The sequence below is a fragment of the Sulfitobacter donghicola DSW-25 = KCTC 12864 = JCM 14565 genome (genome assembly GCF_000622405.1).
In the GTDB taxonomy this organism is placed as follows: Bacteria; Pseudomonadota; Alphaproteobacteria; order Rhodobacterales; family Rhodobacteraceae; genus Sulfitobacter; species Sulfitobacter donghicola.
In genome coordinates, this window is the sequence record NZ_JASF01000005.1 from 1,803,408 (window position 1) to 1,826,855 (window position 23,448).

Annotated in this window: 31 protein-coding genes; 18 read left to right on the forward strand and 13 right to left on the reverse strand. The window is 56.7% G+C overall.

The genetic code is table 11. The annotated features are described in order from the left end of the window. Positions 1-20: 20 nt before the first annotated feature. Both cbiB and cobD read right to left on the reverse strand, forming a co-directional pair. Complete coding sequence (gene cbiB / locus Z948_RS0109795) at positions 21-929, reverse strand: adenosylcobinamide-phosphate synthase CbiB (RefSeq protein ID WP_025059387.1); 909 nt, start codon at positions 927-929, stop codon at positions 21-23. Then, the gene (cobD, locus tag Z948_RS0109800; protein WP_025059388.1) at positions 926-1,873 is read right to left on the reverse strand and encodes a threonine-phosphate decarboxylase CobD; all 948 of its coding nucleotides are present in this window, start codon (positions 1,871-1,873) and stop codon (positions 926-928) included. Before cobD ends, cbiB begins: the two co-directional genes overlap by 4 nt. A gap of 172 nt (positions 1,874-2,045) precedes the next feature. Between cobD and Z948_RS0109805 the strand changes: the two genes are divergently transcribed. After that, complete coding sequence (locus Z948_RS0109805) at positions 2,046-2,441, forward strand: response regulator (protein ID WP_025059389.1); 396 nt, start codon at positions 2,046-2,048, stop codon at positions 2,439-2,441. Here the strand turns inward: Z948_RS0109805 and Z948_RS0109810 are convergent. Next, positions 2,438-3,412: a glutathione S-transferase family protein gene (locus tag Z948_RS0109810; RefSeq protein WP_025059390.1), complete on the reverse strand. Its 975-nt coding sequence runs from the start codon at positions 3,410-3,412 to the stop codon at positions 2,438-2,440. The genes Z948_RS0109805 and Z948_RS0109810 overlap by 4 nt on opposite strands. Positions 3,413-3,585: 173 nt before the next feature. Between Z948_RS0109810 and Z948_RS18455 the strand changes: the two genes are divergently transcribed. Further along, positions 3,586-3,915 carry a hypothetical protein gene (locus tag Z948_RS18455; RefSeq protein WP_025059391.1) on the forward strand — a complete coding sequence of 110 codons (330 nt, stop codon included), beginning with the start codon at positions 3,586-3,588 and terminating at the stop codon, positions 3,913-3,915. A 46-nt stretch (positions 3,916-3,961) separates the two neighbouring features. Here Z948_RS18455 and Z948_RS0109820 read toward each other — a convergent pair whose 3' ends face one another. Further along, positions 3,962-5,131 carry a MalY/PatB family protein gene (locus Z948_RS0109820; RefSeq protein WP_025059392.1) on the reverse strand — a complete coding sequence of 390 codons (1,170 nt, stop codon included), beginning with the start codon at positions 5,129-5,131 and terminating at the stop codon, positions 3,962-3,964. Positions 5,132-5,228: 97 nt separating this feature from the next. Here Z948_RS0109820 and def (Z948_RS0109825) point away from each other — a divergent pair, with 97 nt between their 5' ends. The 5 genes from def (Z948_RS0109825) to Z948_RS0109845 are packed head-to-tail and all read left to right on the forward strand — an operon-like array spanning position 5,229 to position 7,892. Beyond that, complete coding sequence (def, locus tag Z948_RS0109825; protein ID WP_025059393.1) at positions 5,229-5,747, forward strand: peptide deformylase; 519 nt, start codon at positions 5,229-5,231, stop codon at positions 5,745-5,747. After that, complete coding sequence (gene def, locus Z948_RS0109830) at positions 5,744-6,238, forward strand: peptide deformylase (protein ID WP_025059394.1); 495 nt, start codon at positions 5,744-5,746, stop codon at positions 6,236-6,238. Before def (Z948_RS0109825) ends, def (Z948_RS0109830) begins: the two co-directional genes overlap by 4 nt. Further along, positions 6,235-6,732 carry a peptide deformylase gene (gene def, locus Z948_RS0109835; RefSeq protein ID WP_025059395.1) on the forward strand — a complete coding sequence of 166 codons (498 nt, stop codon included), beginning with the start codon at positions 6,235-6,237 and terminating at the stop codon, positions 6,730-6,732. Before def (Z948_RS0109830) ends, def (Z948_RS0109835) begins: the two co-directional genes overlap by 4 nt. 4 nt (positions 6,733-6,736) lie before the next feature. Then, positions 6,737-7,651: a methionyl-tRNA formyltransferase gene (gene fmt, locus Z948_RS0109840; RefSeq protein WP_025059396.1), complete on the forward strand. Its 915-nt coding sequence runs from the start codon at positions 6,737-6,739 to the stop codon at positions 7,649-7,651. Between the two features lie 4 nt (positions 7,652-7,655). After that, the gene (locus Z948_RS0109845; protein WP_025059397.1) at positions 7,656-7,892 is read left to right on the forward strand and encodes a hypothetical protein; all 237 of its coding nucleotides are present in this window, start codon (positions 7,656-7,658) and stop codon (positions 7,890-7,892) included. Positions 7,893-7,953: 61 nt separating this feature from the next. Here the strand turns inward: Z948_RS0109845 and Z948_RS0109850 are convergent, their stop codons facing one another. From Z948_RS0109850 to Z948_RS0109875, 6 genes are all read right to left on the reverse strand, one after another. Further along, a complete protein-coding gene (locus Z948_RS0109850; protein ID WP_025059398.1) occupies positions 7,954-8,577 on the reverse strand; it encodes a trimeric intracellular cation channel family protein in 624 nt (207 codons plus the stop codon). Next, positions 8,574-9,029 (reverse strand): ribonuclease HI, encoded by a 456-nt coding sequence (gene rnhA, locus Z948_RS0109855; RefSeq protein WP_025059399.1) that lies wholly within the window; start codon positions 9,027-9,029, stop codon positions 8,574-8,576. Before rnhA ends, Z948_RS0109850 begins: the two co-directional genes overlap by 4 nt. Then, positions 9,022-9,615 (reverse strand): class I SAM-dependent DNA methyltransferase, encoded by a 594-nt coding sequence (locus tag Z948_RS0109860; RefSeq protein WP_025059400.1) that lies wholly within the window; start codon positions 9,613-9,615, stop codon positions 9,022-9,024. The genes rnhA and Z948_RS0109860 overlap by 8 nt, the downstream gene beginning before the upstream one ends. A gap of 25 nt (positions 9,616-9,640) precedes the next feature. Continuing rightward, positions 9,641-10,255, reverse strand: a complete 615-nt coding sequence (locus tag Z948_RS0109865) for a LysE family translocator (RefSeq protein WP_025059401.1) — start codon at positions 10,253-10,255, stop codon at positions 9,641-9,643. Positions 10,256-10,337: 82 nt separating this feature from the next. Continuing rightward, the gene (gene ispH / locus Z948_RS0109870) at positions 10,338-11,288 is read right to left on the reverse strand and encodes a 4-hydroxy-3-methylbut-2-enyl diphosphate reductase (RefSeq protein WP_025059402.1); all 951 of its coding nucleotides are present in this window, start codon (positions 11,286-11,288) and stop codon (positions 10,338-10,340) included. A 77-nt stretch (positions 11,289-11,365) separates the two neighbouring features. Beyond that, positions 11,366-11,917 (reverse strand): LabA-like NYN domain-containing protein, encoded by a 552-nt coding sequence (locus tag Z948_RS0109875; protein WP_025059403.1) that lies wholly within the window; start codon positions 11,915-11,917, stop codon positions 11,366-11,368. 120 nt (positions 11,918-12,037) lie between these two features. Here Z948_RS0109875 and folK point away from each other — a divergent pair, with 120 nt between their 5' ends. From folK to recO, 11 genes are all read left to right on the forward strand, one after another. Then, the gene (folK, locus tag Z948_RS0109880; protein WP_081784050.1) at positions 12,038-12,646 is read left to right on the forward strand and encodes a 2-amino-4-hydroxy-6-hydroxymethyldihydropteridine diphosphokinase; all 609 of its coding nucleotides are present in this window, start codon (positions 12,038-12,040) and stop codon (positions 12,644-12,646) included. A gap of 71 nt (positions 12,647-12,717) precedes the next feature. Further along, a complete protein-coding gene (gene rpoZ, locus Z948_RS0109885) occupies positions 12,718-13,071 on the forward strand; it encodes a DNA-directed RNA polymerase subunit omega (protein WP_025059405.1) in 354 nt (117 codons plus the stop codon). A gap of 43 nt (positions 13,072-13,114) precedes the next feature. Beyond that, positions 13,115-15,268, forward strand: a complete 2,154-nt coding sequence (locus Z948_RS0109890) for a RelA/SpoT family protein (RefSeq protein WP_025059406.1) — start codon at positions 13,115-13,117, stop codon at positions 15,266-15,268. Further along, positions 15,265-15,948: a DUF2062 domain-containing protein gene (locus tag Z948_RS0109895; RefSeq protein WP_025059407.1), complete on the forward strand. Its 684-nt coding sequence runs from the start codon at positions 15,265-15,267 to the stop codon at positions 15,946-15,948. Before Z948_RS0109890 ends, Z948_RS0109895 begins: the two co-directional genes overlap by 4 nt. Continuing rightward, positions 15,941-16,690 (forward strand): pyridoxine 5'-phosphate synthase, encoded by a 750-nt coding sequence (locus tag Z948_RS0109900; protein ID WP_025059408.1) that lies wholly within the window; start codon positions 15,941-15,943, stop codon positions 16,688-16,690. The genes Z948_RS0109895 and Z948_RS0109900 overlap by 8 nt, the downstream gene beginning before the upstream one ends. A gap of 39 nt (positions 16,691-16,729) precedes the next feature. Next, positions 16,730-17,131 (forward strand): holo-ACP synthase, encoded by a 402-nt coding sequence (gene acpS, locus Z948_RS0109905; RefSeq protein ID WP_025059409.1) that lies wholly within the window; start codon positions 16,730-16,732, stop codon positions 17,129-17,131. Positions 17,132-17,205: 74 nt separating this feature from the next. After that, the gene (lepB, locus tag Z948_RS0109910) at positions 17,206-18,042 is read left to right on the forward strand and encodes a signal peptidase I (protein WP_025059410.1); all 837 of its coding nucleotides are present in this window, start codon (positions 17,206-17,208) and stop codon (positions 18,040-18,042) included. Continuing rightward, a complete protein-coding gene (gene rnc / locus Z948_RS0109915) occupies positions 18,039-18,725 on the forward strand; it encodes a ribonuclease III (protein WP_025059411.1) in 687 nt (228 codons plus the stop codon). The genes lepB and rnc overlap by 4 nt, the downstream gene beginning before the upstream one ends. Next, on the forward strand, positions 18,722-19,639 hold the full coding sequence (era, locus tag Z948_RS0109920; RefSeq protein ID WP_025059412.1) for a GTPase Era: 918 nt from the start codon (positions 18,722-18,724) through the stop codon (positions 19,637-19,639). Before rnc ends, era begins: the two co-directional genes overlap by 4 nt. A 31-nt stretch (positions 19,640-19,670) precedes the next feature. Beyond that, entirely contained in the window at positions 19,671-20,000 is a 330-nt protein-coding gene (locus tag Z948_RS0109925; protein ID WP_025059413.1) for a DUF1491 family protein, read from the forward strand. After that, positions 20,000-20,725 carry a DNA repair protein RecO gene (recO, locus tag Z948_RS0109930; RefSeq protein ID WP_025059414.1) on the forward strand — a complete coding sequence of 242 codons (726 nt, stop codon included), beginning with the start codon at positions 20,000-20,002 and terminating at the stop codon, positions 20,723-20,725. The genes Z948_RS0109925 and recO overlap by 1 nt, the downstream gene beginning before the upstream one ends. On the opposite strand, the gene Z948_RS0109935 is transcribed toward recO, so the two are convergent. The 3 genes from Z948_RS0109935 to Z948_RS0109945 form a co-directional block, all read right to left on the reverse strand. Next, positions 20,709-21,104: an META domain-containing protein gene (locus Z948_RS0109935; protein WP_025059415.1), complete on the reverse strand. Its 396-nt coding sequence runs from the start codon at positions 21,102-21,104 to the stop codon at positions 20,709-20,711. The two genes, recO and Z948_RS0109935, sit on opposite strands and share 17 nt — an antisense overlap. Further along, positions 21,101-21,622 (reverse strand): TetR/AcrR family transcriptional regulator, encoded by a 522-nt coding sequence (locus tag Z948_RS0109940; RefSeq protein WP_025059416.1) that lies wholly within the window; start codon positions 21,620-21,622, stop codon positions 21,101-21,103. Before Z948_RS0109940 ends, Z948_RS0109935 begins: the two co-directional genes overlap by 4 nt. A gap of 65 nt (positions 21,623-21,687) precedes the next feature. Then, positions 21,688-23,370, reverse strand: a complete 1,683-nt coding sequence (locus Z948_RS0109945) for an acyl-CoA dehydrogenase family protein (RefSeq protein ID WP_025059417.1) — start codon at positions 23,368-23,370, stop codon at positions 21,688-21,690. Positions 23,371-23,448: the final 78 nt, after the last annotated feature.

Here is a 23,448-nt window from a genome sequence, read left to right on the forward strand (position 1 = left end):
GAACCTTTGAGTTTACGTATCTATATAAGGGCCAGCAGAATGGTTAGCCCCAGCATCATGCCCCAAGCCTGCCAAAGCACGCGCAGAGATGCATCGATTTCTTTGGGTCCGATGATGCGTGCTCCGCTGCCGCCGACCCAAGGGAAATCCTGCATTTTGCCATCATAGGCGCGCGGGCCCGCTAATGCTACACCTATGGCGCGTGCCATTGCGGCTTCGGGCCAGCCTGCATTGGGCGAGCGGTGGAGTTTGGCGTCACGCGAGATGGCGCGCAGGGAGGTGATGACGCCTGTGGGGAGTGCGATTAGCACAGAGGTGAGCCGTGCAGGCAGGATGTTCATCGCGTCATCCATCAGTGCGGCTGCTTTGCCAAAGCGTTCGTATTGTGGTGTGCGATAGCCGATCATGCTGTCGGCGGTATTCACGATTTTATATATCAGGAGTCCGGGCAGGCCTGCGACGAGGAACCAGAAGGCGGGTGCAATCACCCCGTCCGACAGGTTTTCCGCCGCGCTTTCGATCGCGGAGCGGGCTGTGGCGGATTGATCCATTTGCGCGGTGTCGCGGCTGACGATCATAGAAACGGCGCGACGACCATCGCCAAGGGAGACCCGCAAGCCATCCGCGACAGCGGCGACATGTTGCACCAGTGATCGTTGGGCCAGCAGGATGCACACAACGATCACCTGTACCACGCCGCCAAGCGCGCTAAGCCCCCAGCCCAGCAAAGCAGCGCCTCCCATTAGCAAAAGCAGCGCAAGGATACCGGCCAATATGCTGGTCTTATCCGTGTTCAGCTCTTTGTCCAAAAAACCAACGGCGCGGCCCATCAGAACCGCAGGGTGGGGCAGGCGCGACCAAAGCCATCTGGGCTCGCCCATTGCGGCATCCAGCAGCATCGCAAGGGCGAGGATCAGGGGCGCGCTCATGCGAGTGCGGCCTCTAGCCGGTTCCATTGGTGCGGCGCGGGCAGGCCAAGGCGCAGCCATTGGGGATTATAGGGAAAGACCCTGCTCCAGATCTGGTGCTGTGCGAGGCGGGTTTGAAATGCGGGTGCATCGGCCACGTGATAGAGCCGGAAAAGGGATGTGCCGCCGACCAGTTTGGCGCCGCGGGGTGTCATCAACGCGTCCAATCGGGTGGCATCGTTTGCCAGCCTTTGGCGTGTGGTTTCGGCCCATGTGTGGTCCGTCAACGCCCGTGCGCCAATCTCTAAGGCGGGGCCAGCGACGGGCCAAGGGCCTAGCATTTGTTGCAATTGTTCGATCAGATCGGGAGAGCCGATTGCAAAGCCAAGGCGCAGCCCCGCGAGGCCCCAAAATTTGCCAAAGCTTTTGAGGACAATGGTGTTTGGCTCTTGGGTTAGATCAATCAGGGACGCCTCTGGCATAACGTCACAAAAGCTTTCGTCGATGATGCGCAGAGGGGCATCGAGATCGCAGGCGGAAAAGACACGGCCATCGGGGTTGTTGGGATGTACGATGACCTGCGCAGTTGCGCCTTGTGCGCTGTTGGTCACGCGCCAACCTGCCCCGTCAAAGGCGGCTGCGTGTTCGTTATAGGTGGGGGCCGCGATGTGAACCTGACCAGCAGGCCGTAGGCGAGGGATCATCGCGATGGGTGCGGATGCACCAGGGGTTGCTAGCACAGCGGCTGTGTCGGGGATGTTCCAAAAGGATCGCGCTGCCTTGATTAGCGCGTCTTGGGCGGTGCGGTCGGGCAGGGCGGTCCATGCATCTGCGGTGGTTTCGCCTATGGGATAGCTTTGGGGGTTGATACCGGTAGACAGATCCATCCAATCGGCGCGTGTGCCGCCGAATGTTTTGGCGGCATCGTCTAATCCGCCGCCGTGATCACGTTTTCTCTGCGCCACTGAGTTTACCTCACCCCACTATGATGGGCTATTTTCAGCCCGTTTCCCCTTTTCCAAATCTGAATTTGGACTAATTATCAATAGATCGTTATCTTTGAAGGATAAAAGTGCCTTTCCGCTGAGACTTTTGTACAATCGTTTCAGTAGACTGCTGGCCTAGGAGTTCGTTAATATGACTAATGACCCATCCCAAACCCCACAGGTGTTGATCGTGGAAAGCGTGCCAGAGCTTGCTATTGTGTGGCAAAACCACTTGCTGCGCCAAGGGATGAGTGCGACCTATGTCACGTCTCAAGAAGATGCGATTGCGCATTTGACGGCGCATAAAACCGATATTCTGATTCTGGATTTAGTTGTTGAGGAAGGGTCTGCGTTGGCGATATCGGATTACGCCAATTATCGACAGCCCGACGCGCAGGTGATTTTTGTAACAAACACCAGCTTCTTTTCAGACGGATCGATCTTTGCCCATTCGGCAAATGCACGCGCATTTATTCAAAGCAATACACCGCCAGAGGATTTGGCGGCGATGGTTGCCCATTACGGAGCCGAGCGGCGCGCGAGCTAGTCGCGGCCGTGGGGTTCATCCCAGTCAATAACCGGATTTATCGGTAAGATCCTGTTCGGATTTATCGTATCATGGCTATAGTGATAGTGGCGTGTGATATGGTCAAAGTGGATCGTTTCAGCGATGCCTTCCCATTGATATAATTCGCGCGTGTAGGCCCATAGGTTCGGGTAATCTATGATCCGGCGCCGATTACATTTGAAGTGTTGGTGATAGACGAGGTCAAACCGCACCAGTGTGGTGAACAGGCGCCAGTCGGCTTCGGTGATGCGATCGCCCATCAGGTAGCGGTTTTGGGACAGCAGGTTTTCCAACCAATCCAGAGTTTCGAACAACGGGTAAACGGCATCGTCATAGGCGGTTTGGGTGGTTGCAAAGCCTGATTTATAAACGCCATTGTTCAACGCGTTATAGATGCGATCATTCACGGGTTCGATTTCGGCCCTTAGATCGGTTGGCCAATAATCATCTGTGTTACCGGTGATTTGGTTAAAGGCGCTGTTCATCATGCGGATGATTTCTGAGGATTCGTTTGAAACGATGGTTTCGCGTTCCTTGTCCCACAGGATTGGGACCGTGACGCGACCCGTAAAGTCAGGAACTGCGCGGGTGTAGATATCGCGGGCAAAGGGCAGGCCGAACAGGCTGTCTCCTGTGGTGCCATCGAAGTCAGCTCCAAATGTCCAGCCGTCGCCCAGCATGTCGGGGTGAACAACGGATACGTCGATCAGATCATCCAGCTGCTTGAGGCTGCGAAAGATCAGTGCGCGGTGGGCCCAAGGGCAGGCGTGACTGACATACAGGTGGTAACGGCCAGCTTGGGCTTGGAAACCCGCCTCGCCGCTGGGGCCTGCGCTGCCGTCTGGGGTGATCCAGTTACGAAAGCCGGCTTCTTGGCGTTTGAACGCGCCGCCGGTTTCTTTGGTCTGGTACCAGCTGTCGTGCCATTTGCCGTCAATAAGAAGTCCCACGGGGTGTCTCCAATTCCGTTGATTAGCAAAAGTGTAACTTCGAGGGTTTAAAATGCGTAGCTGTATCAAAGCGCAGAGTTGCTGCGAAAATGCACAGAGAAATTAAATTCCAAAACGGGGTTGATCTGGGTAATTAATGAAATAGCCTTTTGTGGGTTAACGAAGGACGAATCATGGATATCTTTTTGCCAGAGGGTTTTGAGCCCAGCCAGACCAGAACGCCAAAGAGCCGCCCTGCGCGCAATCGGAAGCTATCTGTAGAGGCGGGCGGTATTCATTATCCGATCCTGCGCCGATGGGAGACGGGATTTGCCGCGGCGGCGGACAAGGTGTCGAACTTGTCCGGTGTTGTGAATATGTTTGAAGGGGCTGAGCATGTTCATCAGCTTTTGATCACTGGCCAAGAGGTGGTCGACGATCAGGTGGTGTTTTCAGTGAAACAGGCGGTTGAGCCGCAGTATAATTCCCGCGCCGAAGGCAAGCTCCGCCCTGCAGTCGGGTGATGCCGTTGGGGCGGTAGGGTGCCCGTGGTGGGCACCCAAGCTATTGTTATTGCAAATCTTTGAAGGCTTCCGCCAAGCGATCGCAAGCTTCTTGTACGCGGGCGCGCGGGGTTGCGATGTTAAAGCGTAAAAAGCTTTCGCCGCCTGTGCCAAAGGTTGGGCCGTGGTTGGCGGCGATGCCTGCGCCTTGCTCGACCCGATTGGTGAACTCTTCGCGCTCCATTCCGGTGTCTTTGAAATCGACCCATGCCAGATAGGTTGATTCCAGCCCCATGGATTTGAGGCCAGGGATGGCGTTGACCGCATCGTCAAACAGGCGGCGGTTGCCATCCAGATAGGTTACCAGCTCATCAACCCATTTGGCCCCTTCGGGGGTGTAGGCCGCCGTTGCCATAAACAGGCCAAAGCTGTTGGGGGAGAGGCCCATTGCAGCCATGCGCGCTGCGAATTTTTCGCGCAGAACCGGATCGGCGATGATCACATTGCCTGAGTGGCTGCCCGCGATGTTGAAGGTTTTTGTGGTGGCGGTCATCATGACCAGACGGTCTTGGACGCCATCAATCAGGGCCATGGCCGTATGTTTGTGGCCGGGCATCACCAGATCGTGGTGGATTTCATCAGAGACCAGCACCAGATCGTGGCGTTTGGCGAAATCGGCGACCTGTTGCAGCTCGTCACGGGTCCAGACGCGGCCACCGGGGTTATGGGGCGAGCAGAGGATGGCCATTTTCTCATTGCCGGTCATCTGCGCGTCATAGGCGGCAAAGTCCATTTCATAGCGGCCGTTTTCTTGTGTCAGTTCACATTCAACCACCTGACGGCCTGCCGCGTTAATCACCTTGGCAAAGGCGTGATAGACAGGTGTGAACAGAACAACGCCATCACCCGGGGCGGTAAAGGCATCGACGCACATGGCGGTACCGTTGACCAAGCCGTGGGTTGTAAAGATATGGGCAGGGTCGAGATCCCAGTTGTGGCGCTCTTTCATCCACCATTGGATCGCGGCGCGGTATTTGCTGTCGTCGCCGAAATAGCCATAGACGCCATGATCGACCATATCTTGGACGGCTTTGTTCACCACCGGAGCCGTGGCAAAGTCCATATCGGCGACCCACATGGAAATGCCGGTTTCCTTGGAGACACCATAGATTTGCTCCATGCTGTCCCATTTGACGCAATGTGTGCCGCGCCGTTCGATCGGGGTGTCAAAGCTCATTGTGGTTCTCCTGATTCAATTGAGCCGAAAGTAGCGCGGCGAGACTTATGTGCAAGCCCTGCTTGCGACAACCGAGGGCATGCCCTACATCAACATCATGAAACGCCCAATTCTATATCACCCCGATCCGCGCCTTAAAAAGAACTGTGCAGCTGTCCCCGATTTGACGGATGATCTGCGTACATTGGCAGATGACATGCTGGCGACGATGTATGACGCCCCCGGTATTGGCCTTGCTGCGCCGCAGGTTGGTGTGCTGACCCGCCTGATCGTGTTGGACTGCGTGAAGGAGGAAGGCGAAAAGCCGAACCCGATGATCATGTTCAACCCCGAGATCATCGCCTCGTCCGAAGAGCTGAACACCTATGAAGAGGGGTGCCTAAGCATCCCTGACCAGTTCGCAGACGTCACCCGCCCTGCCGAGGTAGAGGTAAAGTGGATTGATCGCGATGGTAACGAGCAGCAGCAGGCAATGGATGGTCTATGGGCGACCTGTGTGCAGCACGAGATTGACCACCTGAACGGCAAGCTGTTCATTGATCACCTCAAGCCGCTGAAACGTCAGATGATCACCCGCAAGATGGTCAAATTCAAACGCGAACTCGCGCGCGGATGAGCGTTCTGCCCATCCTGATGTGGCCCGATCCGCGCCTGAAGGAGATTTGCGCGCCGATTGAGGAAATCTCACCCGAGGTGGAAGTGCTGGCGGCGGATATGTTGGAGACGATGTATGCGGCTGAGGGGCGCGGCCTTGCTGGCCCTCAGGTGGGTGCGATGCTGCGGATATTTGTGATGGATGCGGGGTGGAAAGAGGGCAAGCCCGATCCGCTGGTGTGCATCAATCCGATGTTTCAGGAAATTGGCGAAGAGCGTGCCACCAACACTGAGGGGTGCCTGAGCATCCCAGGTGTCACCGCCGAGGTGAGCCGCCCCGATCAGGTTCAGATGGTTTGGACGGGTTTGAATGGTGGGCGTTATGTCCAGAGTTTTAGCGGTTTTGCAGCGGTCTGCGTTCAGCATGAGCTGGACCATTTGGACGGTGTGGTAACCTTTGATCACCTAGATGCTGACACACGTGCAGCATTGGAAGCGGAGTATGCGCAATGACAGTTCGCCCTATTTTGACATGGCCAGATAAACGCCTGCGCACGGCCTGCGCGGATGTGCCCGAGATCACCGATGAGGTGCGCGCGATCTGGCAGGATATGATCGACACGATGGATGCCATGCCCGGTGTTGGCCTAGGGGCGCCGCAGATTGGCGTGATGCAGCGGCTGGCGGTTGTGGATACTTCGGAGGCGCGCAATACGCGCATCCGTTTGGCCAACCCCGAGGTGATTGATGCCTCGGCGATTATGAACGAACACGAAGAGGCCTCGCCCTGCTTATCAGGTGTTTCGGCCAAGGTAAGCCGCCCGCGTGGTGTGCGGGTGCGGTATCTGGATGAGAACGGCGAAGTGGTCGAGCGCGACTTTGTCGGGTTGGACGCGACCAGCGTGCAGCACCAGATCGACCACCTTGACGGCAAGCTGTATATTGATCGCCTCAGCAAGATGAAGCGGGACATGCTGCTGCGCCGCGCCAAAAAGATGAAGGTGTAACGCCATGCGGATCGTCTTTATGGGAACGCCGGATTTTTCGGTTTCGGTGCTGAACGCGCTGGTTGAGGCGGGGCATGAGATTGCTGCTGTTTATTCGCAACCGCCACGCCCTGCGGGACGTGGTAAAAAGGACCGCCCAAGCCCTGTTCATGCGCGCGCCGATGCGCTGGGCCTTGAGGTGCGCACACCTGTTTCCCTGAAAACGCCAGAAAGTCAGGCGGAGTTTGCCGCGCTGAAGGCGGATGTTGCGGTGGTTGTGGCCTATGGGTTGATCCTGCCACAGGCGATTTTGGATGCGCCTGCGCGGGGCTGCCTGAATATCCACGCGAGCCTTCTGCCGCGCTGGCGCGGTGCGGCGCCGATCCACCGTGCGATCATGGCGGGGGATGCGCAAACGGGTGTGTGCATCATGCAGATGGAGGCGGGTTTAGACACGGGGCCTGTTCTGCTACGCCAGTCGCTGGATATCGGGGTGAGCGAAACGACCGCTCAGTTGCATGACCGCCTCAGCGTGATGGGCTCGGATTTGATTGTGGAGGCGCTGGGCAAGTTGGATGACCTAACCGCAGAGGTGCAGCCCGAAGAGGGCGTGACCTATGCCGCCAAGATCGACAAAGCCGAGGCGCGGATTGATTGGACGTTGAGCGCCAAAGAGGTTGATCGCCAAATTCGCGGGCTATCCCCCTTTCCAGGTGCGTGGTTTGAACATGAGGGCGTTCGGATCAAGGTGTTGGGGTCGACCGTGGTTGATGGTGCCGCTGCGGCGGGCACAGTTTTGAGCGAAGCCCTGCATGTGGCCTGTGGTGAAGGTGCTGTTGCGCTGACCCGCTTGCAAAAAGCCGGCAAAGGCGCGCAAGATGTGGATGTGTTCCAACGGGGCGCGCAAATTGCAGTCGGCACGCAATTAGGTAAAGGGTAAACACATGTTTCCAACAATGATCGGGACGGTCGTGATCGCGGGGATCGTTGGCTATCTGGCTGAACGGACCGAGTTCACCCATAACGGCGTTTTGCAATCCATCATCATCTGCATTGGCGGTGCGTTTGTCTTTTACTTTGTCAGATTGATGTTCGGGTTCGGGTTTGCTTCTGCAGGGATGAACGCCATCTTCGCATCTATCGGTGCGCTGATCATCGTGCCATTCCACTGGCGAAAATAGCTGGCGAAAATAGCTGGCGAAAATAGCTGGCGAAAATAGCTGGCGAAAATCGCGCGTCGTTCTATTTTTTCGGCGGTTTGCTTTTGTAGACGGGCAGGTTCCAGCCAAACTGGATCGATCCTGCGCGCAAGGCCCATGTGACGGCGGCACCGATGAGCAGGCTATAGGGAATATTGGGCGTATAGAGCTTTAGCAGAACGGCGGTGGCCGCACCCGCGAGGGCGGCGGTGACGTATAGCTCGCCTTGTTTGAGAACGACGGGAACGTCGCCGACAACGACGTCGCGCATCAGCCCGCCCATGCAGCCAGTCACGATGCCCATCAGCACCACAATCACCGGCTCTTGGCCCAGATTCATAGCAACACCCGCACCCGCTGCAACAGCAACGGCAAGCGCGAGACTGTCGAGCCAGATGATCGCTTTGAGGCGGCTTTCGAGTAAATGGGCGCTGAAAAAGGTGATGAATGCGGCTGCGACGGCAGCGGCTAGATAGGTGGGTTCTGCGATCCAGAAAATGGGGTTTCGATCCAGCAGGAGATCCCGAATAGTGCCGCCGCCAACGGCCGTGAGACAGGCGATAAACGAGAACCCGACTAGGTCCAGCTGTGCGCGGCTGGCGACCAATGCGCCCGTAATCGCAAAGATGATGACCGAAGCATAATCGAGGAAGCCAAGCAGGCTCATTTCGGTTTGAACGGTGCCATACCCGCACGGGCCAGCGCATCTGCGCGCTCGTTCTCGGGGTGGCCAGCGTGGCCTTTGACCCATTCCCATGTGACGCGGTGGCGGGCGTTTGCCTCGTCAAGGCGCTGCCAGAGTTCCACGTTTTTAACGGGTTTTTTGGCGGCGTTTTTCCAGCCGTTCTTCTTCCAGCCAAAGATCCAGCCTGTGATGCCGTTTTTGACGTAGTTACTATCGGTCACAACGGTGATTTCTGTGTCGCGTTCCAGCGCCTCAAGGGCGTTGATCGCGGCCAGCAGTTCCATCCGGTTGTTGGTGGTGTTGGCCTCGCCGCCTTTCAGCTCACGTTCTTTGACAACCTTGTCGCCGTCCATGGCCTGCATCAAAGCGCCCCAGCCACCGGGGCCGGGATTGCCCGAACAGGCTCCGTCTGTATATGCAAATAATTTAGGCATCTGCGGCGAGTGCTATCCAATCAGCATAGGTGCCGTCCAGCCCCTTATCGCGTCCGGTGGTCATTTTTGTGACCGCAAAGCCAGCGTCAGACAAAAGGCCGCGCAATTCTGGTTCGGTGACGTAGGTATATTTGCGCCCGATGCTGTCGCGTTTGGTGTCCTCGCCCAGCTTCATGGCTATGTGCAGCTTTCCGTTTGTGCGCAGCGCGGTGTGGAGTGCGCAAAGAATGTGCGGCAGGTCAGCGCGTTCGGCGTGCAGCAGGCTAAAGTTGGCCCAGACACCGTCATAGATATCCTGCCCCGAGATTTGATCGAAGGTCATAAGCTCGGCGCGCACGCCTTTTTGGGCGCTGGCGGTGGCCACCATTTCGGGCACGGCATCAACGGCATGCGCGTCCAGCCCTGCTGCGGCCATGACGCCAGCGCTGGTTCCTGGCCCGCAGCCAAGGTCAAGCACGCTGCCCCCTTTAGGAAGCGAAGCAATAAACGCGGCGAGCAGGGGATCGGCTGTCATCGCGTCTTTTGTCACGCGCGCGTATTCGTCGCTTTTGGCGGCATAAACGGCGAGGGTTTCAGGATCACTCATGTGGTTTCTCCGACAGGCATGGGTTTTAGGCGCGCTCGAACGCGAGGCGACCAGCGAGGGCGGCGAAGATGGCGGCAAAGGAACGGCCCATCCATTTCATTGCGCGTCGAGAACCCAGCAGGCGGTGTCGCGCAGCCGAGGCAAAGACGCCGTAAAGGCAGAAGACCGCAAATGTCATGACCATAAACACCCCGCCAAGGGTGGCCATTTCGGTTGTGGCCGAGGCCGCGGTGTTGGACAGGAACGGAGGCAGCAGAGCCAAAAAGAAGATCGACAGCTTGGGGTTGAGGATGTTGATCAAGGCGCCGCGGCGCGCGATCTGCCAGCCGCTTTGCGTGGTTTGATCTGCTTGGACGTTTAGCGCGCCGTCTTCCTTGATCGCTTGGAATGCAAGGTAGAGCAGATAGGCGACGCCTGCCCATTTGATCACGGCGAACAGCAAGGCAGAAGTATGCAGGATCGCGGCGAGGCCAAATATCGCGGCCGCTAAATGCGGGACGATGCCAAAGGTGCATCCAAATGCTGCCCAAAGCGCGGCGCGGCGACCTTGGCCCAATCCAAGAGCCAGCGTGTAAATGACTCCGGTGCCAGGCGTAATGACAACGACAAAAGCGGTAAGCAGAAACTGGATCGTGATCATGGGGCGCACCGTGTTAAGCAGGATTGCCGATCATCTTAGCGTCTGAGGTGGTAATGAAAACGAGAAATCGATCTGCGCTGTATTAAGCAGGCTGACGCAGGACGCGGGGCACTTTGAATTCGATGTTTTCTACGGCGGTTTCGACCAGCTCTTCGGTCACGTCATAGCGGGTTTTGAAGGCGTCGATGACTTCGTTGATCAGCACTTCGGGGGCTGATGCCCCTGCTGTGATGCCGATGCTGTTGATGCCATCCAGCGCGCGCCAGTCGATGTCTTGTGCGCGCTGCACCAATTGCGCATAGGCGCAGCCCGCGCGCGAGCCGACTTCGACGAGGCGTTTTGAATTGGAAGAGTTCGGCGCACCGACCACCAGCATCGCGTCACATTTGGGCGCAATCGCCTTTACCGCTTCTTGGCGGTTGGTGGTGGCATAGCAGATGTCTTCTTTGTGCGGACCCACGATGGCGGGGAAGCGCGCCTGAAGGGCTGCGACGATATCGGCGGTGTCATCCACGCTAAGTGTGGTTTGGGTGACATAGGCGAGCTTTGACGGATCGCGCACGGTGACCTTTGCCACGTCTTCTGGCGTTTCGACCAGCAGGACTTCGCCCTCTGGCAATTGGCCCATGGTGCCGACAGTTTCGGGGTGGCCTTCGTGGCCGATCATGATCATTTGCAGGCCTGCGTCCGCGTGGCGTTGGGCCTCGATGTGGACTTTGCTGACCAGCGGGCAGGTCGCATCCACATAGACCATGTTGCGGGCTTGGGCTGCGTTGGGGACTGATTTTGGCACGCCATGGGCGGAAAAGATCACGGGGCGGTCATCGGGGCATTCGGATAGTTCTTCGACGAAAACGGCGCCTTTGTCGCGCAGGCCGTCGACGACGAATTTGTTGTGTACGATTTCGTGGCGGACGTAGACAGGCGCGCCCCATTTATCGATCGCCATTTCGACGATTTTGATTGCGCGATCTACGCCCGCGCAAAAGCCGCGAGGCGCGGCGAGGTATAGGGTAAGGGGCGGCTTGCTCATGTCTTATCTCCGTATCGTCGCACAGAGGTAAATGGGCAAGGCCGCTAGGTCCAGCAACGTTTTTCTGATGGGGGCGGTTATTCCGCTTCTGGTGCGGGGTCGCGAGGGGGGCGGCCAACGATGTCGCGCAGATCGTCAAGCTCGATAAAGTTGTCCACCTGTCTGCGCAGCTCATCCGAGATCATGGGCGGTTGGCTGCGGATGGTTGAAACCACAGAAACGCGAACACCCTGCCGTTGGATGGAAGTGACAAGGGGGCGGAAATCACCGTCGCCGGAAAAGATCACGATGTGATCAACGTGGGGTGCCAGTTCCATCGCGTCCACGGCCAGTTCGATGTCCATGTTCCCTTTGACCTTACGGCGGCCCAAGCTGTCGGTGTATTCTTTGGCTGGTTTGGTCACCATGGTGAAACCATTGTAGTTCAACCAGTCGACCAAGGGGCGGATGGGCGAATATTCGTCGTTTTCCAAAAGGGCCGTATAGTAGAAGGCGCGCAGCAGCTTGCCGCGGCGCATAAATTCGGAACGCAAAAGTTTGTAATCAATATCAAATCCTAGCGTCTTTGCCGCTGCATACAGATTTGATCCGTCAATAAAGAGCGCAAGGCGCTCGTCTTTATAAAACATTTTGGTTCCTCGAAATACGCGCTGCTTGCAGCGTGAGAAATAATCGCTCAAATATCGGGTCGGGCCAACTAGCCTGAAGGAGTGTTAACACTCAAGTATCCTATGTAGGGAAATTGACAGATGTCTCAAGGTGTAGTCATGGGGAAAAATGTCTCATCTGAACAAATAGTGATATCTGACTGCATTATCGCGTTGGGATCAAACCAAGAATACGACGGAATTGGCCCCTCCGAACTGCTAGAAGAAGCATTTGACGAGCTTGTTGGTCGTGGATTTGTGATTCGGAATCGGAGCCGGTTTTTCCAAACGCCGGCCTTTCCGGCGGGTGCCGGACCGGATTTTGTAAATGCTGCTGCAGTTTTGGAAACATCTATCGCACCCGCTGAGATATTGGCGCAGTTGCATTCTGTTGAGGCCAAGTTGGGGCGTCAAAGGGTGCAGCGATGGGGGGCGCGGACGCTTGATCTGGATTTGATCGCAGTGGGTGGTTTGGTGCTGCCAGACGCCGAAACCTACCAGTATTGGTGTGAATTGCCTATGGAAGCGCAAAAAACCACGACACCACAGGAATTGATATTGCCGCACCCGCGATTGGCGGATCGGGCATTTGTGCTGGTGCCTCTATTGGATGTTGCGCCAGATTGGTGCCATCCGATCACTGGGAAAAGCGTTCAGCAGATGCATGACAGCCTTCCTGTTACGCTGAGAGATGAAGTTGTGGCGTTGTAATACGTGCTTGTAAATTAGCTAGAACAAGCCTAGGTACCCCTTTCTAGCAGATATTTTTATTGGAGTGTCCAATGGCCCGCGTCACCGTCGAAGATTGTGTTGATAAAGTACCGAACCGGTTTGATCTGGTTATGCTTGCGGCGCACCGCGCTCGTGAAATTTCCGCAGGTTCTTCCGTTACGGTTGAGCGTGACAACGATAAGAACCCTGTTGTTGCCCTGCGTGAGATCGCAGATGAGACACAATCCGCAGAAGATCTGCGTGAGCGTTTGATCGAGAGCAACCAGAGCCAGATCGAAGTCGATGAGCCTGAAGAGGACGCAATGGCGATTCTTATGGGTGCCGAGCAGGACAAGCCTGAAGAAGACAGCATGTCTGAAGAAATGCTTTTGCGGCAGCTTATGGCGGCGCAAGGGCAGGGTTGATTGCGGCGGGAATGACCTTCCTGCCTGAAGGCTGAGGCGGATAATGACAACCACTGCCGATGACCTTGTCACATTGGTTCGCGGGTTTAACCCCAAAACAAATGAAGCGCTGATCCGCGCTGCTTTCGCATATGGTGAACGTATGCACGAGGGGCAGTACCGCCATTCAGGCGAGCCCTATTTTACACATCCAGTTGAGGTTGCTGCCATTCTGGCTGAACAGCAACTGGATGATGCCACCATCATCACCGCCTTGTTGCACGACACAATCGAGGACACGCCGGCCTCGTATGGCGAGGTGCAGGACCTGTTTGGCACAGAGGTTGCCGAGCTGGTGGATGGGGTGACCAAGCTCACCAACCTGCAGCTGACCTCGACCGAGACGAAACAGGCCGAGAATTTTCGCAAGTTGTTTATGGCGATGGCCAAGGACCTGCGGGTTATTCTGGTTAAGCTGTCGGACCGTCTGCACAACATGCGCACGATCAAGGCGATGCGCCCTGATAAGCAGGCGCAAAAGGCGCGTGAGACCATGGACATCTTTGCCCCGCTGGCTGGGCGCATGGGGATGCAATGGATGCGCGAAGAGCTGGAGGATCTGGCGTTTCGCGTTTTGAATCCCGAAGCCCGCCAATCGATCATTCGCCGCTTTATCATGCTGCAAAAAGAAACTGGCGACGTGATTGAGCGGATCACAACGGATATGCGCAAAGAGCTATCGGATGCTGACGTGGCGGCCGAGGTTTTTGGCCGCGCAAAAAAGCCCTATTCAATTTGGCGCAAGATGGAGGAGAAAGAGCAATCCTTCTCGCGCCTGTCGGATATTTATGGTTTCCGCGTCATCACCGAAAGCGAAGAAGATTGTTACAGCGCGCTGGGTGCTATTCACCGCAGGTGGAGCGCGGTTCCTGGTCGGTTTAAGGATTATATCAGTCAGCCGAAGACCAACGGATACCGGTCGATTCATACCACGGTTTCGGGGCGTGACGGTAAACGTGTCGAGGTGCAAATACGCACGCGCCAGATGCATGATGTGGCAGAAACTGGCGTTGCGGCGCATTGGTCTTATCGTGATGGTGTGCGCTCAAGAAACCCGTTTGCGGTTGATCCGGCAAAGTGGATTGCACAGTTAACAGAACAGTTTGACGGCGAGGATGATCACCAGTCGTTCCTTGAGGCTGTGAAGCTGGAAATGTACGCGGATAAAGTGTTCTGCTTTACGCCGAAAGGCGAGGTGATCAAACTGCCGCGCGGCGCGACCCCTATCGACTTTGCTTATGCGATTCACACGCGGATCGGGTCGGCCTGTGTGGGGGCCAAGGTTGATGGCATTCGCGTGCCGCTATGGACCCGTATCAAGAACGGCCAATCGGTCGAGGTTATCACAGCCGAGGGGCAGACGCCTCAGGTGACTTGGCTGGATATCGCGACCACGGGCAAGGCCAAGACGGCGATCCGTCGATCTCTGCGGGAGGTGGACCGCGCAAGATTTGCCAAGCTGGGCCGCGAGCTGGCGCGGTCGGCGTTTGAGCATGTCGGCAAGAAGGCAACGGACAAGGCGCTGGCAACCGCTGCGCGCGAGCTGCGTCTGGGCGGGATCGAAGACCTGTTGGAGAAACTGGGCAGCGCGGAAACCACGGGCCGTGAGGTTGTGAGCGCTGTTTATCCAGAACTGGGTAAGGTGACGGGTGAGGAAGTAGACCGCAAGCGTGCTGTTATCGGTTTGGAACATGGGCAATCGTTCCAGCGCGCCCCTTGTTGTGAGCCGCTTCCGGGCGAGCGGATTGTCGGGATTACGTTTCGTGGCAAGGGGGTGACCCTTCATACTATCGATTGCGATCGTCTTAGCGATTACGAAGACCAACCCGAACGGTGGCTTGATCTGCGTTGGCATGACGGCAGCCATCCAGCTGTTTACGGGGCGACCATTGATCTGACGATGGCAAATGATCGGGGCGTGCTGGGGCGGATTTGTACGCTCATTGGTGAGTCTGGCGCGAATATCGCGGATCTGAATTTCGTAGAACGCAAACCCGATTTTTTCCGAGTGCATGTTCACGCTGAATTGCGCGATGCGGCGCAGCTGCATACCTTGATGCTGACCTTGGAAGCGGAGAGCGATGTTGCGGCCATCAGCCGTTGTCGCAACTCTGCGGCAGAGTTGGACGCCACATCAATATCGGGGAATGCGCATTGATTTTTAAGCGCCGCGATCCCAAGCCATTTTTGCGCTCTATCGCCGAGCTGTTGTGGCCTCGGGGGGGATGGGCGCGCGCGTTTCACTATGTCAAACACCGGATGCGTCGATTACCCGATAGCCCAGAACGCATTGCGCGGGGTATATGGGCGGGTGTTTTTGTAACCTTCTCTCCGTTGTTTGGGATGCATTTTTTCATCGCGGCGTTTTTAGCCAAGATTATGAAGGGCAACATCCTTGCTTCTTTGATGGCTACGTTTGTTGGGAACCCGCTGACGTTTGTTTTTATTGCTTTGGCATCGTTGAAATCGGGCCATTGGATTTTGGGAACCGAGCTAGAGCAAGGCGAGCTGCGATCCCTCAGCCGGAAATTTTCGGATGCTGGTAGTGATCTGTGGCAGAATGTCGTTTCGATCTTTACGCCCGAGAAAATGGATTGGTCTGGTCTGGCTATTTTCTCACGGGATGTTTTCTATCCCTATTTGATCGGGGGTATTTTGCCTGGCATCTTTTTTGCGACGATCAGTTATTATTTGGCAGTGCCAGTGTTGCGTGCTTATCAAAAACGACGCCGTGGTGTGATTAAGGCGAAATTCGAAGCTCTGAAGGCCAAGACGGCGGCGAAAGCCGAGGAAAAGAAACTGGCTGCGAAAGAGAAGAAGGAGAGTGCAAATGGCTAAGCTGGAAAAACTACGGTTGGGCGTGAACATTGATCACGTGGCGACCGTTCGCAATGCCCGTGGCGGCAACACGCCTGATCCTCTTCGTGCAGCACAGATTGCGCAGGATGCGGGGGCGGATGGGATCACGGCGCATTTGCGCGAAGATCGCCGCCACATTTCGGATGCGGATATTGAGGGGCTGATGGATGTCCTGACGGTTCCGTTGAACTTTGAAATGGCCGCCACGGATGAGATGCAGAAAATTGCGCTACGTCACAAACCCCACGCGGTTTGCATCGTTCCGGAAAAACGCGAAGAACGCACAACCGAAGGCGGCCTAGAGGTCGCCCGCGAGGAGAACCGCTTGGCGCATTTCATTGCGCCGCTGCGCGAGGCGGGTAGCCGCGTTTCGTTGTTTATCGCGGCGGATCAAAGGCAGGTTGAGGCCTCGCACCGGATTGGTGCGCAGGTGGTTGAATTGCATTCTGGTGCTTATTGCGATGCCTTCCATGAGGGGCGTTTTGACGAAGCCGAGGCCGAGTTGGTAAAGCTGCGTGAAATGACCGCCTTTGGTCACGATTTGGGGCTAGAGATGCATGTGGGGCACGGCCTGACCTATGAAACGGTTTCTCCGGTTGCGGCTTTTCCCAACGTGCGCGAGCTGAACATCGGGCATTTCCTAATCGGCGAGGCGATCTTTTTGGGTCTTGCCCCTGCGATGGCAGAGATGCGTCGTTTGATGGATGAAGCGCGTGCCTGATACGGTCCGGCTGGGTGGGCCGCCAATGGGGGCTTTGACATGATTTTGGGTATCGGAACTGATCTGGCCAATATCGAAAGAATACAGGGAACATTGGACCGTTTCGGCGATCGGTTTCGCAACCGTGTGTTCACAGAGATTGAGCAGGCCAAAGCCGAGCGGCGTAAAGACGTTGCAGGTACCTATGCGAAACGATGGGCGGCGAAAGAGGCCTGTTCAAAGGCGCTGGGCACAGGATTGCGCATGGGCATTAGCTGGCGTGATATGGCCGTGAGTAACCTCAAGACAGGTCAGCCTGTGATGGAGGTAACAGGGTGGGCGGCAGAACGTTTGGCCGCGCTGACACCAGAAGGCCATGAGGCGATTATTCATGTAACATTGACAGATGATCATCCTTGGGCGCAGGCCTTTGTGGTGATTGAGGCACGCCCCTTGGGCTGAACCAACTGCCGTGCACCTTGACACGACGCGCAGCCCTGCGCATGTAACCCTCAATAAACCGATAGGAGCGCCGCATGGCCAAGACTGAAAAAGCGGGTAATGCCGTTGTCGAGACGATCAAGACAGTTGTCTATGCCCTGCTGATTGCGGGTGTTTTCAGAACGTTGTTTTTCCAGCCGTTTTGGATTCCGTCAGGCTCGATGAAGCAAACGCTGTTGATCGGTGATTTTTTGTTCGTCAACAAGATGGCATATGGCTATTCCTACGCGTCCTGTCCCAGCATCATTATGCCGCGATTTGGTATCAACCTTGATGCCGAAAAACTATGTGGTGCCTTGGGCGGTGATAACAAACGTCTGCTCGGCGGGGAGCCAGAGCGCGGTGATGTGGTTGTTTTCCGCCACCCGATTACAGGGCGCGATTATATCAAACGTTTGATTGGTCTTCCGGGGGATAAGGTTCAGATTACGGATGGTGTTATCCAGATCAATGGTGTCGCGATCCCTCAAACGCAAGACGGCGAATTTGAGGAACTGATGGAGCTTCAAGGTCCGCAGGGCTTGCGTCCGCGTTGCGCAAACGGAGCTGTTGGGCAGGGTGGTATCTGTAAAAAGGACCGCGCGATCGAAACAATGCCAAATGGTAAATCCTATGCCGTGCTGAACATCGGGCCGCAGGCATCGGACCGCACTGGCGTATATTCGGTGCCTGAGGGGCATTACTTTTTTATGGGTGATAACCGCGATAACTCGGCTGATAGCCGTTTGGCGCAGACTGCGGGTGGTGTCGGGTTTGTTCCTTATGAAAACCTGATTGGCCGTGCGGATCGCATTGTTTTTAGTTCTGGTGGGCGTTCGATGTTGTTCTTCTGGACATGGCGCAGCGACCGTTTCTTTAAAGGGATCAAGTGAAGCTGTCTGCCGAACTCAAAGCGTTTGAGAAGCGTCTGGGATATCAATTCCAAACGCCCAGACTGCTGAACGAAGCGGTGACTCATGCTTCGATGTCTACGCCAAACCGCGACGATAACCAGCGGCTTGAGTTCCTTGGTGATCGCGTGTTGGGGTTGGTGATGGCCGAGGCGTTGCTGAACCTAGATACCAAGGCCTCAGAGGGGCAGTTGGCGCCGCGTTTCAACGCGCTGGTGCGCAAAGAGGCCTGTGCCGATGTTGCCCGCGAGATTGATATCGGCGAGGTTTTGCGCCTTGGCCGTTCCGAGATGTTGTCAGGTGGTCGGCGCAAGCAGGCTTTGCTGGGTGATGCGATGGAGGCCGTCATTGCCGCGGTTTATCTGGATGGTGGGTTTGACGCCGCGCGCGCGCTGATTATTCGCCTCTGGGGCAGTCGAACAACTTCCGTTAAGGAAGACGCACGTGATGCCAAGACATCCCTACAGGAATGGGCGCAGGCGCGCGGGCTAGAGCCGCCATCCTATGTGCTGACCAAACGCAGCGGGCCGGACCACGCGCCCATTTTCACAATCGCTGCAAAGCTGTCGACAGGACAGACCGCCAGCGCAACTGCGGGTGCGAAACGCGCCGCAGAGCAAGATGCCGCAGCCGTGCTGTTGGCGCAATTGGAGCAAGAAAAATGAACACAGCACCGACACGCGCGGGCTTTGTTGCCCTCATCGGAGAGCCGAACGCAGGCAAATCCACCTTGTTGAACCGGATGGTCGGGGCGAAGGTGTCGATTGTGACGCATAAGGTGCAGACGACCCGCGCACGTATTCGCGGTGTGGCGATGGCAGAGCAGAGCCAGATTGTGTTTGTCGACACGCCAGGTCTGTTTCAGCCGCGCCGCCGTTTGGACCGCGCCATGGTTGCTGCTGCTTGGGGCGGGGCTGCTGATGCGGACGTTGTGGTGTTGCTGGTTGAGGCGCAGCGCGGCGTGACCGAAGGTGTCGAACGCATCCTAGAGCGTTTGAACGAGATCGGCGAAGGTGCCCGTGTGGCCCTAGCGATTAACAAGATCGACCGCGTCGAAGCGCCTGTTCTGTTGGGGCTTAGCCAAAAGCTGAACGAGGCCTATCCGTTTATTGAAACCTTTATGATCTCGGCTGAACGCGGTCATGGTGTGGACGTATTAAAGGACTGGTTGGCGGGCGAGGTCCCCGAGGGCCCATGGCTGTATCCTGAGGATCAGATCGCCGATCTGCCCATGCGCATGATTGCTGCCGAGATGACCCGCGAAAAGCTGACACTGCGGTTGCATCAGGAATTGCCCTACCAGATGACGGTCGAGACCCAAAACTGGGAAGAGCGCAAAGACGGATCAGCCAAGATTGACCAGCTGATTTACGTTGTGCGCGATGGCCACAAGGGCATCGTATTGGGCCACAAAGGCGAGACGATCAAAGCGGTCGGCAAGGCCGCACGCGAAGAGCTGGAAGAGTTTCTGGGCCGCAAGGTTCACCTGTTTTTGCAGGTGAAGGTCCGTCCAAACTGGCTGGAAGAATCCGAACGTTACTCTGAAATGGGTTTGGAGTTTAAGGACGGCAACCAGTGATGCCCGAGGGCCTCATGGATGAGGTGGCTCTGTGGCGCGTTTAACGGCCCGTTTTTGGGTGGATGCCTATTTGGCCCGTCTGCGGATGTATGACATTCCAGCCTTTGTGGTTGCTCATGGCGATGACACGGGCGGTGCTGTGCTGGTAAAACTGGCAACGCTGGATGGTAATGCGGTGCTTTTCCAGAGAACCTTTGATTTGATGAGCGGTGAGCGCGTGTGGGCCGAGCTGTCTAAGGGCGCAGAGCGTGATGTGGACGAGGCGGTCAGCCGTCAGCGTTCGTTTGATCCTGACCTTTGGGTGATCGAGGTTGAGGACCGTGCAGGTCGGCACCTGCTGGACCAAGAGGGGCTGGCCTGATGGAATGGCGCGATCAGGGGATTTTGCTCAGTTCGCGCCGCCATGGGGAAACCTCTGCGATCATCGAAGTTTTCACGCCGAGCCAAGGCCGCCATGCGGGAATTGTGCGCGGCGGTACCAGCCGCAAGATTGCGCCGATCCTGCAACCGGGGGCGCAGTTGGATTTGATGTGGCGTGCGCGGCTAGAAGATCACATCGGAGCGTTCACGGTAGAGCCCGTGCGCAGCCGCGCGGCGATTGCCATGGGCGGGCGATTGGCGCTGGCGGGGTTAAATGCGGTGACCAGTCTGGTCAGCTTTTGCCTGCCAGAACGCGAGGCGCATCTGCCCCTGTATAAACGTACCGAAGCTTTGCTGGATTTACTGGGGCAAGACGATGTTTGGCCGCTGGCCTATCTGCGGTGGGAGTTGGGCCTGCTTAGCGAGCTTGGCTATGGCTTGGACCTGAGTGAATGCGCGGTGACGGGGACGCGCGAAGGGTTGATCTATGTCTCGCCAAAGTCGGGCCGCGCTGTATCGCGGGAAGGGGCGGGGGAATGGGCCGACCGTTTGCTGCCTTTGCCGGATGTCCTGCTGGGCAAAGGTGAGGCAAGTGATGCTGAAATTGTCGATGGGTTTAAGACGACGGGTTACTTCCTAGAGACGCATTTGGCCGCTGATCTGGGTTCCAAGCCGTTACCAGAGGCGAGGTCGCGTTACATCGAGGCGTTTACTCGCTCGCTTTGAATACCATTTCCAAACCATCAGTATTGGAGAGAACGAGGGTGTCTCCTGCGACTTCGGAAATGGTTGCGGCTTCTAGTGCTTTTAGGAATGCGGTTTCGGCAGGCAGGTTTGGGCAAGCCATACGAGTGCTACCGATTGGGCCTGCTTTGAACCATGGGTAGGGCGCGCTGAGGGCGCCAAAATACCGGTTGCAGGGGCCTTGGCCTGCGATTTCGCCCGCCTTTGGAAAGGTCAGCGTTGCAGTGGCGGGAAAGGAGGCGCCGTTTAGCTCTTTCAGCGTCCAGACCTGATCGGCTCCACCATAGGCGCGCACAGATTCGTCCGCGCGGCAGGCCGAAAGGGAGGCTAGGATAAGGGTGAAAATAACTAAGGGTTTCATGCGAGGGCCAATATTGTGTCTACCAGCGCGTCAAACGCTGCGATGGGATCGGACTGCGCTTGTAACTGGGGGAGACCAATGAGGGAAGCAAGGATTGCGTGGCCGAACGCTGGGTTACTTAGACCAAATTGCCGCAAGAGATGGTTGAGATAGGTGAACCGTTCGGCATCCACTTCGGCGAGGCTGGCCGCAACGATTTTATCGCTTTGGGCCCAGACGCGCAGGGCTGTCTCATTCGGGTTTTTCAGGATGCTATGGCCAAAGGCGCGCAGGCGCATATCGGGCGGGCCGCTATCGCCTAGGCGTTCCATCACGTCACTAAGGGCCAGCGAATGCCAGTGACGGATGAGGGCGGTTTGAAAGGCGGGGACGTCTTTGAAATGCCAATAGAACGACCCTTTGGTGGTGCCGAGTTGGCGGGCCAAGGGTTCGGCGGCTAATCCGCTGGGGCCAAGCGATGCCAGTGCAGCGAAACCTGCGTCGATCCATTTTTCGGGAGTTAGTCGGGTGCTACTCATATTATATATGGGTAAGCAGAGCCGAGGCACGCCGCAAGGGCGCGCCTCGAAACTATTGGCAAGGATCAGCCCAGAATGCGGCGCGCGATCACTTGTGCCTGAATTTCAGCCGCACCTTCAAAGATATTCAGGATGCGTGCGTCACATAGAACGCGGCTGATCTTATACTCTAGGGCAAAGCCGTTGCCGCCGTGGATTTGCAGACCATTGTCCGCCGCAGCCCAAGCAACACGCGCGCCAAGCAGTTTGGCCATGCCAGCCTCAACGTCACAACGACGGCCTTCGTCTTTTTCAAAGGCAGAGAAGTAGGTGAGCTGGCGGGCGATCATGATTTCAACAGCCATCATCGCCAGTTTGCTGGACACACGGGGGAAGTTGATGAGGGATTTGCCGAATTGCTTGCGGTCGTTTGCATATTGGATCGAGATGTCCAAGGCAGACTGGGCAACGCCGATCGCACGGGCCGCTGTTTGGATGCGCGCGCTTTCAAAGGTTTCCATCAGCTGTTTAAAGCCTTTGCCCTCTTCGCCGCCCAACAGGTTTTCGGCCTTTACCTCGAACCCGTCAAAGCCGAGTTCGTATTCTTTCATACCGCGATAGCCGAGGACTTCGATCTCGCCACCGGTCATGCCTGGGGTCGGGAAGGGGTCTTCGTCGGTGCCGGGCGGTTTCTCGGCAAGGAACATGGACAGGCCTTTGTAATTGTCTGTCGATGGATCGGTGCGGGCCAGCAGGGTCATGACATGGGTGCGCGCCGCGTGGGTGATCCATGTTTTGTTGCCCGTTACCTTATAGGTCTCTCCCTCTTTCACGGCGCGGGTGCGCAGGCTGCCAAGGTCAGAGCCTGTGTTTGGCTCGGTAAAGACGGCAGTTGGCAGGGTTTCTGCCGAGGCGATTTTCGGGAGCCACTTTTGTTTTTGCTCGTCTGTGCCGCCTGCGATGATCAGCTCGGCCGCGATTTCAGAGCGGGTGCCGAGGGAGCCAACACCGATGTAGCCGCGAGAAAGCTCTTCGGAGACCACGCACATGGAGGCCTTGGACAGGCCAAAGCCGCCGAATTCTTCGGGGATGGTCAGGCCGAACACGCCCATCTCGGCAAGCTCGTCGATGATTTCGATCGGGATGAGTTCGTCGTTCAGGTGCCAATCATGGGCGAAGGGCTCGACCTTTTCGACGGCATAGCGACGGAACTGGTCGCGAATCATTTCTAGCTCTTCGTCCAGACCAGTCGCGCCAACGGTCACATTGGCCGAATGTTCCTGCATCAGGTCAACCAGACGGGTGCGCGCGTTTTGCGTGTTGCCGCCTTGGGTCAGGGCCATAACGGCGGGGTTCATCAGGGCGCTTTGATCTTCTTGGCTCAGGCCCAGATCTTGAAGGCGAACGATTTCGCCTTGGTTCATCTGGATGCCGCCATAGATCTGCCAAAGGTATTCGCCAAAGGCGATCTGGTGGATCAGGGCTTCGGTTTCGCCAAATTTGCCATCGGCGGTCATGCGTTCGGCCCATGCCTGCATCTGGCGCAGCGCCTGCGCATAGGTTGCGAGCCAAGAAAGCCCGTGCGCCGCTGTTTGGTTCTGTTCAACCAAAGCGTTCGAGACGCGGCCCTCTTCGCTGACCATTGCACGAACGGAATCGGTTGCGCTGACAAGAACGGCCTCAACGGGGGCAAGCGCCGCCGCAGTCAGCGAGAGGAGATCATCAAGCAGAGCCGGTGTTCCGGTGTTTTGCTGTCCATCATGAGCCATCTTAAAAAATCCTATTTTGCTTAGCGGTTGGCATAATCATTTTGCAGGTGCAGCGCAATAAACATACGTTTGAGTGCG